This is a genomic window from Rhodococcus sp. UFZ-B548 (assembly GCF_903819475.1).
GTDB classification, from domain to species: Bacteria; Actinomycetota; Actinomycetes; order Mycobacteriales; family Mycobacteriaceae; genus Rhodococcus_F; species Rhodococcus_F erythropolis.
In genome coordinates, this window is sequence record NZ_CAIJDS010000051.1 from 1 (window position 1) to 15,848 (window position 15,848).

A 15,848-nucleotide genomic window follows, 5' to 3' on the forward strand; every position below is an offset into this window, starting at 1 on the left:
TCGCCAGGGAGAATCCTCGAATCGCGTGCATCCGATGCAACTCCACAGGGTTCTCCGGGATCCCGATCTGCATCGGCAACGTCGGAGCTGTCCGATCCAATGCCTGAATCTGCGACTTCTCCTCCACACACAGCACGATCGCGTTTTCCGGCGGATCGAGGTACAACCCTACGATATCGGTCACCTTCGCAACCAGTGCCGGATCGGTGGAAAACTTGAATGTCTCACTGCGCCACGGCTGCACACCGTACTCACGCCAGATCCGCGCGACCGTGCCGTACCCGATCCCCAAATGGTTCGCGAGCAAACGCGAACTCCAGTGCGTAACACCGTATTTCTTCGGCGGCGGCATCAAGGTCGCCGAGACGATCTCCCGGTGATCGAGACTGCGTGGCCGCCCCGACCGAGCATCGTCCTCGAGGCCGGCCAACCCGTCCGCATCGTAGCGAGCGCGCCAGGAAATCACCGTCGGCCGCGACACTCCGACCAGCTCTGCGATCGACGAATTCGACTCACCTTGAGATGCGAGCACAATGATCCGTGCCCGCTGCGCCGCACCCGAAGGAATCGACCTCGACCGCACCCGCCTCGCCAATTCGACGTCGTCGCCGTCACGCAAGATCAGAGGCTCAATCCGCATGCCTGAAGTATCTCAAACCGAACTGTCAAAGAACTTTAGGCGCGCGGCACTAGCGTCACTCCTATTTTGGGGTGTGAGACTATGTACACAAAATTTCGTCTGGTGGAGCATTATAATTTAGGATTCCTGTCGAGTTGCTAGTAAGACGGTGCAAGAAGTTTTGTCTAGCGGTGGATGGAGTTTGAATCGGCTGTAATTCAAGCTCTTCGATAGCGGTCGACGGCCTTGAATCCGTGTATGAGAAAAATCAATCTACCTAAGCCCCGGTCTCTTCCCTCCGTGCGAAGTAACCCGGTGGTCCGGTGGTGTGGACAATATTGCGGACTTTATGCAGATTACTGATTGCAGAAAAGACCGTATGTGGCCGAAGTAATGAGACTTCCTGGAACGCTCAAGACAACTACCTTCCCCATGGCTGGCCCGACACCGCGGCGCTACTTGCCGATGTGAAAACCTCGGCTTAACTCGCCTGAATCCACTTGATTTCTACGGACTCCTCCGGCCACCCCCAGTCGCTGGTTGGATCCCTGCTGCGAAGGCCGATGGTTCGAAGCATTCGCCCCGCTGCTTTCCGTCCACGTGTGTCCGAAATGTCGTCCCCATCGGGGACGCCTCAACCCCGAGACTTCAGCGCCACCCGCGCGGCATTGAACCCACCCATCCCGTGGACCCCGCCGCCCGGGGGAGTCGCGGACGAGCAGAGGTACACGCCCGGGGCTCCGGTGGCATAGGGGTCCAGTCCGAACCGGGGGCGCGCGATGATCTGCCGCGCAGTGTTCGCCCCCGCGGAGATGTCGCCACCCACGTAGTTGGGGTTGTACGCCTGCATCTGGGGCACATTGCGCACGTGGACGCCCACGATCCGGTCCCGGAATCCCGGCGCAAAGCGTTCGATCTGACGCGTGATCGCATCGGTGGCGTCACCTGGATATCCGTGCGGCACATGCGCATACGCCCACACGGGATGGATGTCTCCGACGGAACGGGAAGGGTCGGCCAAGAATTGCTGGCCCAACAGAATGAAAGGCTTGTCCGGCATCTGACCCCGCACGGTCTGACGTTCGACAGCAGCAGTCTCCGAAATCGTCCCGGACAGATGCAGGGTGCCGGCCTTGCGGGCATGCGGATTCGTCCACGGCACGACGCTTCCGTCGGAATCACCACGCACGGCGTAGTCGACCTTGTAGGCGGCGGTGCCGTAGCGGAATTTGCGGTAGGCCCGGGCAATGCGGTCGGGCTGCCGGCCGTCGAGCAGACGACCGGCCGCATCGGGGGCGATGTCGAGCATGACGATGTCGTAACCGGCGATCTGGGAGTAGTTGGTGACCCAGTTCCCAGTTTCGATGGTGCCACCGAGGCTGCGCAGAATCGACGCGAGCGCCGCAGCAATTGATCCTGAACCACCCTGCGCCACAGGCCAACCGTGTGCATGAGCGGCCGCGGTCAGCATTGACGCGACAGCGCTGGACAGGGGAAGGTCCAACCGCCCGAACATGTGCGCCGCGACGCCACCGAACAGCGCCCGCGCTTGTGGGGTCTTGAACATCCGTGCGAAACCTGTCGCGGGAAGCAGAGCGCCCGTCCCGAAACGGGCGAGCATCAGCGGATGCTTCGGGAGATGCACGATCGGCTGGAAGACGTCCTGCACCAACTCGTCGAAGTTCTCGGCGAGGTATCCGAAGACGTCGAGCCAGCGCTTGCCGTCGACACCCAGTCCATCAGCGGTCCGGTTGATGTCGCGCCACAGAACCCCGGCGGTGCCGTCGTCGAGTGGATGGACCAGATCGATCTCGGGCCACAGCCACGTCAGGCCATGCTTGGCGAGCCCGAATTCGCGGTCGAGTTCCTTGAAGTAGGGAGAGGCCAAGGCCGTGGGATGGAAGGCGGAGCAATCGTCGTGGACGAGACCGTCGACTATGTATTCGCTACTGCGGGTACCGCCGCCGATCTTGTCCGCACCCTCGATGACGTGGACGTCGATTCCGGCGCGGGCGAGTTCGATCGCCGCCGCGAGACCGTTGGGGCCACTGCCCACCACTACTGCTGTTGTCATTTGCTCTTCGCCACCCGTCTTCTCAAGGTGAGCCTACGGAAATTACAGCGATGGCATTCTGCGAGCAAACAATTCAGGCCTAGACCTTGGTTGATCGATCAACTTTTGTTACAGTTCGAGGCGCACTGGCCGCAGCTGATTTTTATCGCTGCGGCCAGTTGTTGCATTCATCGCCCATCGCGCCTGTTTCCTGCGGATTCGGTATCCTGTGAATCGGAACTTCTCTGCACAGACGCAGCTCCGAAATCTGTCGAGGGGCCTTCCGGCTCCCTGCATCGCCGCAGTTCAGAGCAATTATAGGGCTACCTTAGTTGCGCCCGTGCCGGGGTTCTGAATTATCGTTTTCGTTACACGGTTGACTCACAAAAGTTTCAACCGACCGAAGACTCACGTCGCCGGGTGCCAGAACGCACACCATCGCGTCTGCGCAGGGCGGCTACTTCGGTGGTACCGAACACATCGTCGTGTCGGTGCTTTGAAGGACTTGCATTGCAAGTTGATGGCCATCAGCGCTGCTGGTCGTCGGTGCATCTTTATGGCATACGAAGGCTGGGTATGAAGCAACTTCCAGGCCCCCAGGGCCTCTATCACCCGTCCAATGAGCACGACTCCTGTGGAGTCGCATTTGTTGTCGACATGCATGGTCGCCGCAGCAGGGACATCGTCGAAAAGGCGATCACCGCTCTGGTCAACCTCGAGCATCGCGGCGCTGCCGGATCAGAACCCAACACGGGTGACGGTGCGGGCATTCTGCTGCAGGTTCCCGACAAGTTCTTCCGAGCTGTCGTGGACTTCGCGCTGCCCGCCGAAGGCGCATACGCAACCGGTATCGCATTCCTCCCGCAGGGCGATGCCGATGCACACGAGGCTGCTGCTGCAGTCGAGAAGATCGTCGTCGAAGAGGGCCTGAAGGTTCTCGGCTGGCGCGAGGTCGGAACAGACGACTCCTCGCTTGGCGCACTGGCGCGCGACGCGATGCCGACGTTCCGTCAGATCTTCATCGGCTCCGAGGATGACAAGTACACCGGCATGGACCTCGAGCGTCGTGCATACGTGGTGCGTAAGCGCACCGAGCACGAACTCGGCTCCGAAGGCGCCGGCAAGGGTGGCCCGGGTAGCGAGACCGTGTACTTCCCCAGCCTGTCCGGCCAGACGTTCGTCTACAAGGGCATGCTCACCACCCCGCAGCTCAAGGGTTTCTACCTCGACCTGCAGGACGATCGTGTCGAGAGCGCACTGGGCCTGGTCCACTCGCGCTTCTCCACCAACACGTTCCCGTCGTGGCCGCTGGCGCACCCGTTCCGCCGGGTCGCTCACAACGGTGAGATCAACACCGTCACCGGCAACGAGAACTGGATGCGCGCTCGCGAGTCCCTGATCGACAGTGACGTCTTCGGTGGCCGCGAGAACCTGGACAAGATCTTCCCGATCTGCACCCAGGGCGCCAGTGACACCGCTCGTTTCGACGAGGTGCTCGAGATGCTGCACCTCGCCGGTCGCAGCCTGCCGCACGCAGTTCTCATGATGATCCCCGAAGCCTGGGAGAAGCACGAGAGCATGGACCCCGCTCGTCGGGCGTTCTACGAGTACCACTCGGCTCTCATGGAGCCCTGGGACGGACCGGCGTCGGTGTGCTTCACCGACGGCACCGTCATCGGCGCCGTGCTGGACCGTAACGGTCTGCGTCCGTCGCGTCTGTGGATCACCGAAGACGGCCTCGTCGTCATGGCGTCGGAGGTCGGCGTCCTGCCGATCGATCCGTCCACCGTGGTCCGCAAGGTCCGCCTCCAGCCCGGCCGCATGTTCCTCGTGGACACCGCGCAGGGCCGGGTCATCAGCGACGACGAACTCAAGTCCGAACTCGCTGCCGAGCACCCGTACCAGCAGTGGATCGACGAAGGTCTGATCCACATGGACGACCTGCCGGACCGTCCGTACACGTACATGTCGCACGAGCGCGTCGTGCTGCGTCAGCAGCTCTTCGGTTTCACCAGCGAAGAGGTCAACCTGCTGGTCAAGCCGATGGCACTCTCCGGTGCCGAGGCACTGGGCTCGATGGGTACCGACACTCCGATCGCCGTGCTCTCGTCACGTCCCCGGATGCTGTTCGATTACTTCTCGCAGCTCTTCGCTCAGGTCACCAACCCGCCTCTCGACGCGATTCGTGAAGAGGTTGTCACCAGCCTCGGCGCGACCATCGGCCCCGAGGGCGACCTGCTGCACCCGAATGCGGACTCCTGCAAGCAGATTGCGCTCCCGCAGCCGATCCTGCACAACGACGATCTGTCGAAGCTCGTTCACGTCAACGACGACGGCGAATTCCCGGGCTTCCGCAGTGTCGTGATCCGCGGCCTGTACCCAGTCAAGGAAGGCGGCGACGGTATCCGTCGTGCGCTCGAGGGCATCAAGTACCAGGTCTCGCAGGCAATCGAGGGTGGCGCACGCATCATCGTGCTCTCGGACCGCGAGTCCACCGAGGACTACGCGCCGATCCCGTCGCTGCTCCTCACCTCGGCCGTGCACCACCACCTGGTTCGTGAGAAGTCGCGCACCAAGGTCGGCCTCATCGTCGAAGCCGGCGACGCCCGCGAGGTGCACCACATGGCGCTCCTCATCGGCTTCGGTGCCGCAGCGGTCAACCCGTACATGGCTTTCGAGACCATCGACGAGTTCCTGCAGAACAAGGAACTCGAGGGCCTGACCCTCGAGAAGGGCATCGCGAACTACATCAAGGCAGCCGGCAAGGGTGTCCTGAAGGTGATGTCCAAGATGGGCATCTCGACGCTCGCGTCGTACACCGGTGCTCAGCTGTTCCAGGTCATCGGCCTCTCGCAGGAGCTGACGGACGAGTACTTCACCGGTCTGCAGTCGCAGCTCGGTGGCATCGGCCTCGACCAGATCGCAGCCGACGTCCAGGCACGTCACGCCGTCGCATACCTGGATCGCCCCGAAGAGCGCGCTCACCGCGAGCTCGAGGTCGGTGGCGAGTACCAGTGGCGTCGTGAAGGCGAGTACCACCTGTTCAACCCGGAAACGGTGTTCAAGCTCCAGCACGCAACTCGCACAGGCCAGTACGAGGTGTTCAAGGAGTACACGACCATGGTCAACGACCAGTCGGAGCGCCTTGCCGCTCTGCGTGGTCTGTTCGACTTCAACATCGGCAAGCGGCCGTCGATCTCGATCGACGAGGTCGAGCCGGCCAGCGAGATCGTCAAGCGTTTCTCGACGGGTGCGATGAGCTACGGCTCCATCTCCGCCGAGGCTCACGAGACTCTCGCCATCGCGATGAACCGTCTGGGCGCCCGCTCCAATTCCGGTGAGGGCGGCGAACATCCGTCGCGCTTCACGCCGGACGAGAACGGCGATCTGCGACGCAGTGCCATCAAGCAGGTCGCGTCGGGACGCTTCGGTGTCACCTCGCACTACCTGAGCAACTGCACCGACATCCAGATCAAGATGGCGCAGGGAGCCAAGCCCGGTGAGGGCGGCCAGCTTCCGGCTCACAAGGTGTACCCGTGGGTGGCCGAGGTTCGGCACTCCACGCCTGGCGTCGGCCTGATTTCGCCGCCGCCGCACCACGACATCTACTCGATCGAGGATCTCGCTCAGCTGATCCACGACCTGAAGAACGCCAACCCGCAGGCCCGCATCCACGTGAAGCTGGTCTCCGAGGTCGGCGTCGGAACCGTCGCGGCCGGTGTCTCCAAGGCACACGCCGACGTCGTTCTGATCTCCGGTCACGACGGTGGCACCGGTGCCACCCCGCTGACCTCCGTCAAGCACGCGGGCGCACCGTGGGAGCTCGGCCTCGCCGAGACCCAGCAGACGTTGCTGCTCAACGGTCTTCGTGACCGCATCGTCGTGCAGGTCGACGGCCAGCTCAAGACGGGTCGCGACGTCGTCGTCGCTGCCCTGCTCGGCGGCGAGGAGTTCGGTTTCGCCACCGCACCGCTGGTGGTCTCGGGCTGCATCATGATGCGCGTCTGCCACCTCGACACCTGCCCCGTCGGTGTCGCGACGCAGAACCCGTTGCTGCGTCAGCGTTTCAGTGGCAAGCCGGAATTCGTCGAGAACTTCTTCATGTTCATCGCCGAAGAGGTTCGCGAGCTTCTCGCGGAACTCGGTTTCCGCACGCTGCTCGAAGCAGTCGGCCAGGTCGACATGCTGGACACCACGCGCGCTCTCGATCACTGGAAGGGAAGCAAGGCAGGCAATCTCGATCTGTCGCCGATCCTGACCCAGGTCGAGTCCGCGTTCATGGACCAGGACGTCCACTGCACCGGAACGCAGGATCACGGTCTCGACAAGGCACTCGATCAGCAGTTGATCGTCTCGGCCCGCAACGCACTCGACAAGGGTGAGGCGGTCTCGTTCGAGTCCGCGATCACCAACGTCAACCGCACGGTCGGCACCATGCTCGGCCACGAGGTCACCAAGGCGTTCGGTGGAGAGGGCTTGCCCGAGGGCACCATCGACATCACGTTCACCGGTTCCGCCGGTAACAGCTTCGGTGCTTTCGTGCCCAGCGGTATGACCCTGCGCCTGCACGGCGACGCCAACGACTTCGTCGGCAAGGGCCTCTCGGGTGGACGCATCGTCGTACGCCCGCCGCTCGATGCAGCGGAAGGCTTTGTCGCCGAGGACAACATCATCGGTGGCAACGTCATCCTGTTCGGCGCCACCAGCGGCGAGGCTCTGCTTCGCGGTGTCGTCGGCGAACGCTTCGCAGTCCGTAACTCCGGCGCCACTGCCGTCGTCGAGGGTGTGGGCGATCATGGTTGCGAGTACATGACGGGTGGAAAGGTGGTCATCCTCGGAGCCACCGGACGTAACTTCGGCGCCGGCATGTCCGGTGGCGTCGCGTACATCTACAACCCCGACAAGGCATTCGAGAAGAACCTCAACACCGAACTGGTGGACCTCGAGGATCTTTCGGGCGACGACTTCACCTGGTTGAAGAGCGTCATCGAACGTCATCGCGACGAAACCGGCTCCGAGGTTGCCACGCGCATCCTCGGCGACTGGTCGCAGCAGGTGGGTCACTTCGCAAAGGTGATGCCCCGCGACTACAAGAAGGTTCTTTTGGCCATCGCGGCCGCAGAGAAGGATGGCAAGAACGTGGACGAGGCAGTTATGGAGGCAGCTCGTGGGTGATCCAAGCGGCTTCCTGAAGCACACGTCGCGCGAACTTCCGGTTCGCCGGCCGGTGCCGTTGCGCCTGCTCGACTGGAAAGAGGTCTACGAGGAGTTCCCGAAGGAAACCCTCCAGACCCAGGCCAGCCGTTGCATGGACTGCGGAATTCCTTTCTGTCACAACGGTTGCCCTCTCGGAAACTTGATTCCCGAGTGGAACGACCTGGTCTTCAAGGACCACTGGCACGACGCCATCGAGCGTCTGCACGCGACCAACAACTTCCCGGAGTTCACCGGTCGTCTGTGCCCCGCACCCTGTGAGGCGTCCTGTGTCCTGGGCATCAACCAGGATCCGGTCACCATCAAGCAGGTCGAGGTCGAGATCATCGACAAGGCCTTCGACGAAGGGTGGGTCAAGCCGGTTCGCGCCGCGCATGCCACCAACAAGAGGGTCGCAGTTGTCGGCAGTGGTCCGGCCGGTCTGGCTGCAGCGCAGCAGCTGACCCGCGCCGGTCACGCAGTGACGGTCTTCGAGCGGGCAGACCGCATCGGCGGCCTGCTGCGCTACGGCATCCCCGAGTTCAAGATGGAGAAGCGGCACATCGACCGCCGTCTCGAGCAGATGGAAGCCGAAGGCACCGTCTTCAAGACCAACGTCAATGTCGGCGTGGACATCACCGCGGACGAGCTGCGCGAGCAGTTCGACGCAGTGGTTCTGGCCGGCGGCGCCACCGCAGCTCGCGATCTGCCGATCCCGGGCCGCGAGCTGGACGGCATCCACCAGGCGATGGAGTTCCTGCCGATCGCCAACCGTGTGCAGTTGGGTGACCTCGACGCTCCCACCATCACCGCTGAGGGCAAGAAGGTCGTCATCATCGGCGGCGGCGACACCGGCGCGGACTGCCTCGGCACCTCGCACCGTCAGGGCGCAGCCAGCGTGCACCAGTTCGAGATCATGCCGCGTCCCCCGGAGACTCGCGCCGAGCAGACTCCGTGGCCGACGTACCCGCTCATGTTCCGCGTGGCTTCGGCTCACGAGGAAGGCGGCGAGCGTCTGTTCTCCGTCAACACCGAGAACTTCGTCGGTGAAAACGGCAAGGTCACCGGACTCAAGGCTCACGAGGTCGAGATGAAGTCGGGTCGTTTCGAGAAGGTCGAGGGCTCGGACTTCGAGCTCGAAGCCGATCTCGTGCTCCTGGCAATGGGCTTCGTCGGTCCCGAGAAGCCGGGTCTGCTCACCGATCTCGGTGTCGACTTGAACGAGCGCGGCAACGTCGCCCGCACGTCGAAGTGGAACACCAACGTCGACGGCGTGTTCGTGGCCGGTGACATGGGCCGCGGTCAGTCCCTGATCGTCTGGGCCATCGCCGAGGGACGTTCCGCAGCAGCCGCTGTGGACACCTACCTCGAGGGTGTCACCGCCCTTCCGTCACCGATCCACCCGACAGCGGCTCCGCAGCGCTAGAGGCTCTTACAAAGCCGCACCCCATCGCATTCGGTGGGGTGCGGCTTTGTTTCTGCAAGTAGTTCGCACGATCTGTAACAAACCTTCATCAATCGTGCATCGGACAGACACAACGCCCAGACAGTATGATTCCGGAGCATCGATAGTGGTGTATGGGTTGCTTAAGTTAAATCAGGGGAGTTTCATGCGTGCGAGGCGTCTCGTTGCGGTGTTGTCGGCACTAGCTGCGGCAGTAGTGGTACCGGTTGTCAGTTCTCCCGTGGCGTCGGCTGATCCCTGCCCCGGTCTGTACGTCGTGGCCATTCCGGGAACCTGGGAGCCTTCTGGTACTTCTCCCGGTGCCGGCATGCTTGCCCCGGTCACCAACGGCCTTCCCGGTTCCGTGCGCACCGATTACGTCACGTACTCGGCAACGGCCTTCCCGTGGGAGTCCAACGTCTACGCCAAGTCGAAGCAGCAGGCTGTCGACAACGCCCGCGGCATGATCGCCGCGATGGCCGCCTCGTGCGGTGACACCCGCTTCGCGATCGTCGGATACAGCCAGGGCGCCGACGCGGCAGGCGATCTCGCAGCCGAGATCGGAACCGGCATCGGCGTTGTTCCCCCGACTCGCGTCGAGGGCGTCGGCCTCCTGTCCGATCCCCGCCGCTCCGAGTCAGACGTCCTGATCGGACCCGCTGTCGGAGGCAACGGCGCCAGCGGCGCTCGCATCGGTGGATTCGGTTGGCTGTCAGGCAAAACGGTGACGCTGTGCGCCGTCGGTGATCTGTACTGCTCGACGCCCAAGGACGATTTCGTGATGCGTCTGGCCGGGTTCATGGCTCAGGTTTCCGACCCCACTCCCGCAAACGCTCTCTCGCTACGCGACGAGGCCGCCGTGATCGTCAACGATCTGGTCACCGCAGGCGGACTCCCCGCACTGATGGCTCAGCTCGATCCAGGCGCGAACTCGCGGCGTGTCGATCAACTGGTCGCCTTCTACGGCTCGCAGGTTCACACCGACTACACGCGTTACGTTGTTGACGGCGCAGGCAATTCGGCTACATCCTGGCTGCACAACTGGTTGGCAGGAAAAGCCTGATCAGCAGTACGTCTGCTCCGCGGTGTCGACGTAGATCTCGGCGATTCGCTGCGAAGACATCGGCGTGATCTGTGAGTACACCTCTCCGACGGAGTTGAACTCCGCCAGCACCTCGGACCGCGGCATGCCGTCGGCCAGCGCCTTGCAAGTGCCGTCGGCGTAGAGGATCTCGGCGGAATCCATTCCGGCGGGCGGGATCCCGGCCAGACGTAGTGCAGCGATGTACCGCTGTCCCTTCTCGCCTGCGTTCGCGACGATCTCGTCCGGTGAGCGTGCGTCGATCGGCGCGTTCGCCGGTGGCGCTACCTGTGGCGCTACCGGAAGCGACACCTCCGGGGGCGTCGATTCGACGACGCTCGGCGCTGCTTCCGCAGGTTCGGCGAGTGGGCTGGTCGGCAATTCGGGGAGCGAACTGGGAGCAGTCGAACTCGACGTTGCCGCCACCGTGGTGCTGGTGGCAGCAGAAGTGGATTCCGCTGCGTCGCTGTCGGATTGGCTGCTGCAGCCGCTGAGGAGTAGGCCCGCTGCCGCGACGCAGAGGACAAGTCTGTTCGTGTTCATCACCCGTGAGTGTTACACACCGTACCGCTTAGTTTGTCCGTTTTAAGGAAACTCCCTTTTGCCCTGTTTTTAAGTCGAAGTCCTGTGATATACATCTGTTCAGTTGTTACTTGTGAGTAGGAGCACACCGCAAGACCTTGTCGGCGGCGGTCGAAACACAAGCAATGACTGCGAGTTTCGTCCCCCATCACATAAACGGCAGGGAGAAATCAGTGCAGAAATCTCACAAGAACGGCAACAGACGTCTCGGCACGCGCGTGGCCGTTATTGCAGGTACCGCAGGTGCAGTGCTGGCTTTTGCAGCGCCGATGGCCTCGGCTCAGGACCCGGTCGACAATTCGGTACCGGGCGCCGCAGTGTGTCCGGCTACTGCCGAATCCTGTGTGTCGGTAGTGGTTCAGAGCGGAACCTTCGACAACAACGGCTTCAACCTCCCGATCGGAAAAGGCGACATGATCATCGCCGCCGAGGCCGGCTCCGGTGAAGGTGAGTCCACCGTTCTTCTCCCGCGCGACGACGGACACAACGGTGTCTACTCCAAGCCGCTGACGGTTCCCGGCGGCGTTCTGGGAATCGATCTTCCGTTCGGCAATCTCTTCGGCCTGGCCGCAGTAACGGCCGAAGTGGAGGCAACGGCTGCGCCGACCCTCAACGGAATCATCACCGACATGGATCTGAGCATCCCGGTGCGGATGAAGATCAACAACGCGTTCCTCGGTGACAACTGCTACCTGGGTTCCGCGGCGGCGCCGGTGAATCTTCGTCTCGCGCCTGACCCGTCGGTGGTCCCTACCTACACGGTGCTGCCGTCGACTGCACTGAAGGTGAGCCCGGTCGGGAACGAGGCCACCGGCTTCGCGCTGCCCGCCGCCAGTGGTTGCGGACCGTTCGGAGTGCTGAATCCGATCGTCAACTGGCGAGCAAAGGTACCGGCCACGTCCGGAACCTCGCTCAGCACGATCTCCGACGCCTACCTGTATCCGGGCGGGCTCACCGGTAGCGATCCTCTCGACGATCTCGGTGGCGGAACAGGATCCAGCGGTTCCAGTGGCTCGAGCGGTTCGTCCGGAAGCTCCGGTTCCTAGAAACTCGGAAGCCTAGACGCAGCGGTGGTGACGGAATGTCACCACCGCTGCGGCGTCCGACCTGTAATAACCTGTGCCTCAGGGTGGGCGAAGGCGGCACTCCATCAGGAGGACCTGCGCGGCCACGAAATCACAGGGGAGTCCTCAAACATGTTTCGAGACAGCGTTATTGCCGGTCCGGTCCTGCGTCGAGGTGTGACGGCGCTGGCAGTTGCAGCCGCGGCCACCATGTTTGTCGGCACCGCAGCAACGGCGGAGCCGGCAGCAGTTGTCGGTGAGGTGTCCGCGGACTCTATCGCGGCAGCCCGTGCGCAGGCCATCGGAACGACGGTCACCGTCGTGGGAACCGCGACCACGCCGTCCGGAGTGTTCGAATCCAGCTTCTACGACAAGGGCTTTGGTCTCCAGAGTGGCAATTCGGGCATTTACATCAGCGATCCGAACAACTCCGGGATTGCTCTCGGCGATCAGGTTCAGGTCACCGGAGTCCTCGCGGATCAGGAAGGCCTGCTCGTCGTCCGCCCGACTGCCGTCGAGGTAATCGGCACGACCACCCAGATCAGCCCGGCGCGATTGCCCCTCAATGCAATCGGTGAGGGCAGCGAAGGTCGTCTCGTGACGGTGTCCGGGATCGTGAGCGGACCCGTCGTCGACGATCTGCCGTACGGTCACAAGATCCTGGTGTCCGGCGTCGACGGAAACACCGTCATCTTCGTCAACACCCAGACCGGAATTGACGTCGACGCCATTGCAGTCGGACGCCCGATCACCGTCACCGGTTTCAGTGGCCAGTACGCCAGCACCTACGAGGTTCTTCCCCGTTCGGAAGCCGATGTGCAGCAGGGTTTCACGGGCAGCCTGAGTTTCGGAAGCTGACCTAGATCTCGAACCGAGCTCCGACGCGCATCGACCCGGGAGACAACCGGCTGATCGTGCGTCCGAGCTTGGCTTCGACGGTCACGGGCACCACGGCCTTGTTCGTGCGAACTGCTTTCACGATGGCACTGGCCACCCGGTCGGGGGTGAAGTTGCGCTTGCGGTAGAAGTTGTCGACCTTGGTCTGATTCTCGAGTTGTTCCTCGGCGGTGGTCCCGGCGAACTCGGTGGTCTTGAGGATGTTCGTGTGCACGAGGCCGGGGCAGATGGTGCTGACGCCGATGCCGTGTGGAAGCAGCTCTGCCCGTAGGCAATCCGAGAGCATGAATACCGCTGCCTTGCTTGTCGAATACGCGGTGAGGGCCTTCTGGGGTGTGTAGGCGGCAGCCGAGGACAGGTTGACCACGTGTCCGCCGGTTCCCCGGTCGATCATCATCGGGGTGAATGCCCGGCAGCCGTAGACAACTCCCCAGAAGTTGATGTCCATGACGCGCTCGAACTGGCGCTGCTCGGTGTCGGCGAATGTCCCGGAGAACCCGATTCCAGCGTTGTTGACGACGATGTCCGGCACGCCGTGATGCGCCGCGACTGTCTCCGCGAATCGGATCACGGCCTGTTCGTCGGACACGTCGACCTGGTAGGCGTGCGAACCGCCACCGAAAACCGCTTCGGCTCCGCTGGCCTGAGTGGGTGTGTTGATGAGTGCCGCAGTGTCCTGCGCGCTTTCGAGGTTGATGTCGGAGACGACGACGATAGCTCCCTGGGCCGCGAAGGCGAGGGCCGTTTCACGCCCGATGCCGCTGCCTGCACCGGTGACAACTACGAGCGTGCCGGTGAGGTCGCGTAGTCGACGCTGCAACTTCGTGCCGCGTCGCCAGCCGGTGACGTCCTTCAGTAGCCCCATTGGTTGCCCTTTTCGTGTGTACGTTTGCGGCGTGTGTCTCTAGCTGACTTCCCCTCTGCGAAAGGTATCCGATGAGGGAGCTTCGTGTCGTACGAGTCGTTAGAGTGCGCACATCTGCAGGCTGCACTGGCCGCGGCTGCCCACTCCTCGACGGGGCTCCGGCAGTTCACCCGTTGAGGACACTCGAATCGGAATGAATTCCTGACCTTCGCTAACGGCCTGACCTGCAAATGTCGCTCGAAAACTGAACAATCTTCTCGCTGCATTCCACTGAGCGGGACCTGCAACTAATCCCTGTGCCTTACGTCACAAACTGTCTCGACAATGCTTCACATCACAGTTTCTGACCTGGAGGTTTTGAATGAGTCGCAGTTCTCGGCGCGGTCACCGCAAGGTTGCCGCCGTCGCGCTGGCTGTCTCCGCCGGCCTGTTCGTCTCGTCGTGCGCTGACAGCGGGAACGGGGGTGGGAGCGGCGACGCACCGGATTCCGGTTCGGGGTTGTCCATCGGCCCGGTCAACGAGCAGTCCGGCGAGGGTGACGCGGTCAAGGGCGGCACGCTCACGTTCAGCGGGTACTCCGCTGTCACGAATCTCGACCCCGCGAAGACTCAGATCGCCGGTTCGGTCGCCGGTTCGGAGCTGGGCGCCATCTACGACACCCTGCTGCGCTACGACCCGGCGTCGAAGGAATTTGTTCCGAAACTCGCGGAGTCGATGGAACCGAGTTCCGATTTCAAGACGTGGACTCTCGAACTGCGCGACGGTGTGAAGTTCAGCGACGGGACGCCGGTGGATTCGGCGGCCGTGTCAGCGAGCCTCAATCGCTACGTCACCAACAAGGGGCCGCAGTCGAGCCTGTACGCGTCGAAGATTGCGTCGGTCGACACCCCGGACGCGTCGACCGTCGTCTTCAATCTTGTCGACCCGTGGACCGGTATCGAGTCACTGCTCTCCACCGGACCCGGCATGATCGTCGCGCCGAGCGCCCAGCAGGGCGATCAGTTCACCCCGATCGGCGCCGGCGCGTTCACCCTCGAGAAGTTCGCTCCCAACGAGGAATTGATCCTCGACGCTCGGGAAGACTACTTCGACGGCGCCCCGAACGTGGACAAGCTGCGGTTGATCAGCATCGTCGGTTCACAGTCCACCACCGAATCCCTCAAGAGCGGCGGCACCGACGTCGCGTACATGCGTTCGCTTCCGAACGTCCTGGATCTGATCGACTCCGGCTACCCAGGCTTCGTCGACATCCCGTCGCTGTCGTACCTCTCGCTCGTCAACACGGCTCCCGGTCGTCCCGGTGCCGACGTGCGGGTGCGTCAGGCATTGGCGCTCGCGACCGATCCCGTCGCTCTCGACAACCGACTCAACGAAGGTAAGGGTCTGCCCGGGCAGGTCATCTTCCAGGACACCTCTCGCTGGCACAACGACGTCGCTCCGATCGGCGTAGACACCGCCAAGGCGAAGCAGCTTCTCGACGAGGCCAAGGCCGACGGTTTCGACGGCAAGATCACATACCTGACGCTGCAGGAGAATTCGGCGCAGGCGATGGCTCTGGCGTTGCAGTCGATGGCCAACGCCGTCGGTTTCGATTTCCAGATCGAGTACGTCAACTCGGTTGCCGACGTCGTCAAGCGTTTGTACGCCGACCGCGACTTCGACATGGCAACAGGTTCGGCCAATCTTGCGGAAGCCGATCCGTTCGAGCGTCTGTACTCGAACCTCAAGTCCGGTGGACGAAACAACGCCACGAGCTTCTCCGATCCGGAGATCGATTCGCTGCTCGACCAGTTGGGTGTAGCGACGTCGAACGACGCGAAGATCGAGGTGCTAGCCAAGATCCAGGAGCGCGCCAATGAGGTTGTGCCGTGGCAGGTTTACGGCAACACTCCGTGGCTCGGTGTGTGGGGACAGAATGTCCACGGCATTCAGCAGAGCCTGGACGGAATCATGTTCTTCGACAAGGCCTGGAAGAACTGAAGGCCTCTGAAGAACTAAAGAACTGATCAGACCCGAGAAGCGTCCCCGCGGGGACGCTTCTCGGCATCA

General features: G+C 62.7%; 10 protein-coding genes. 6 read left to right on the forward strand and 4 right to left on the reverse strand.

Going from position 1 to position 15,848, the window contains the following annotated elements:
- Both H7C86_RS29770 and H7C86_RS29775 read right to left on the reverse strand, forming a co-directional pair.
- Positions 1-640 (reverse strand): IS630 family transposase (locus H7C86_RS29770; protein WP_182262747.1); only part of this gene is annotated, 640 nt, incomplete at its 3' end.
- Positions 641-1,253: 613 nt separating this feature from the next.
- Entirely contained in the window at positions 1,254-2,693 is a 1,440-nt protein-coding gene (locus H7C86_RS29775) for an NAD(P)/FAD-dependent oxidoreductase (protein ID WP_182262748.1), read from the reverse strand.
- Positions 2,694-3,248: 555 nt separating this feature from the next.
- Between H7C86_RS29775 and gltB the strand changes: the two genes are divergently transcribed.
- From gltB to H7C86_RS29790, 3 genes are all read left to right on the forward strand, one after another.
- Positions 3,249-7,847: a glutamate synthase large subunit gene (gene gltB, locus H7C86_RS29780; protein WP_182262749.1), complete on the forward strand. Its 4,599-nt coding sequence runs from the start codon at positions 3,249-3,251 to the stop codon at positions 7,845-7,847.
- Positions 7,840-9,291 (forward strand): glutamate synthase subunit beta, encoded by a 1,452-nt coding sequence (locus tag H7C86_RS29785; RefSeq protein WP_020968013.1) that lies wholly within the window; start codon positions 7,840-7,842, stop codon positions 9,289-9,291. The genes gltB and H7C86_RS29785 overlap by 8 nt, the downstream gene beginning before the upstream one ends.
- Before the next feature lie 184 nt (positions 9,292-9,475).
- Entirely contained in the window at positions 9,476-10,372 is an 897-nt protein-coding gene (locus H7C86_RS29790) for a cutinase family protein (protein ID WP_020905644.1), read from the forward strand.
- Here the strand turns inward: H7C86_RS29790 and H7C86_RS29795 are convergent, their stop codons facing one another.
- Complete coding sequence (locus tag H7C86_RS29795) at positions 10,373-10,933, reverse strand: DUF732 domain-containing protein (RefSeq protein WP_182262750.1); 561 nt, start codon at positions 10,931-10,933, stop codon at positions 10,373-10,375.
- A gap of 212 nt (positions 10,934-11,145) precedes the next feature.
- Between H7C86_RS29795 and H7C86_RS29800 the strand changes: the two genes are divergently transcribed.
- Both H7C86_RS29800 and H7C86_RS29805 read left to right on the forward strand, forming a co-directional pair.
- On the forward strand, positions 11,146-12,018 hold the full coding sequence (locus H7C86_RS29800) for a hypothetical protein (protein WP_020968016.1): 873 nt from the start codon (positions 11,146-11,148) through the stop codon (positions 12,016-12,018).
- A gap of 150 nt (positions 12,019-12,168) precedes the next feature.
- Complete coding sequence (locus H7C86_RS29805; RefSeq protein WP_182262751.1) at positions 12,169-12,894, forward strand: hypothetical protein; 726 nt, start codon at positions 12,169-12,171, stop codon at positions 12,892-12,894.
- A gap of 1 nt (position 12,895) precedes the next feature.
- Here the strand turns inward: H7C86_RS29805 and H7C86_RS29810 are convergent, their stop codons facing one another.
- Positions 12,896-13,798 (reverse strand): SDR family NAD(P)-dependent oxidoreductase, encoded by a 903-nt coding sequence (locus H7C86_RS29810; RefSeq protein WP_020968018.1) that lies wholly within the window; start codon positions 13,796-13,798, stop codon positions 12,896-12,898.
- Between the two features lie 361 nt (positions 13,799-14,159).
- On the opposite strand from H7C86_RS29810, the gene H7C86_RS29815 reads away from it, so the two are divergent.
- Positions 14,160-15,779: an ABC transporter substrate-binding protein gene (locus tag H7C86_RS29815; RefSeq protein ID WP_080909347.1), complete on the forward strand. Its 1,620-nt coding sequence runs from the start codon at positions 14,160-14,162 to the stop codon at positions 15,777-15,779.
- Positions 15,780-15,848 lie beyond the last annotated feature (69 nt).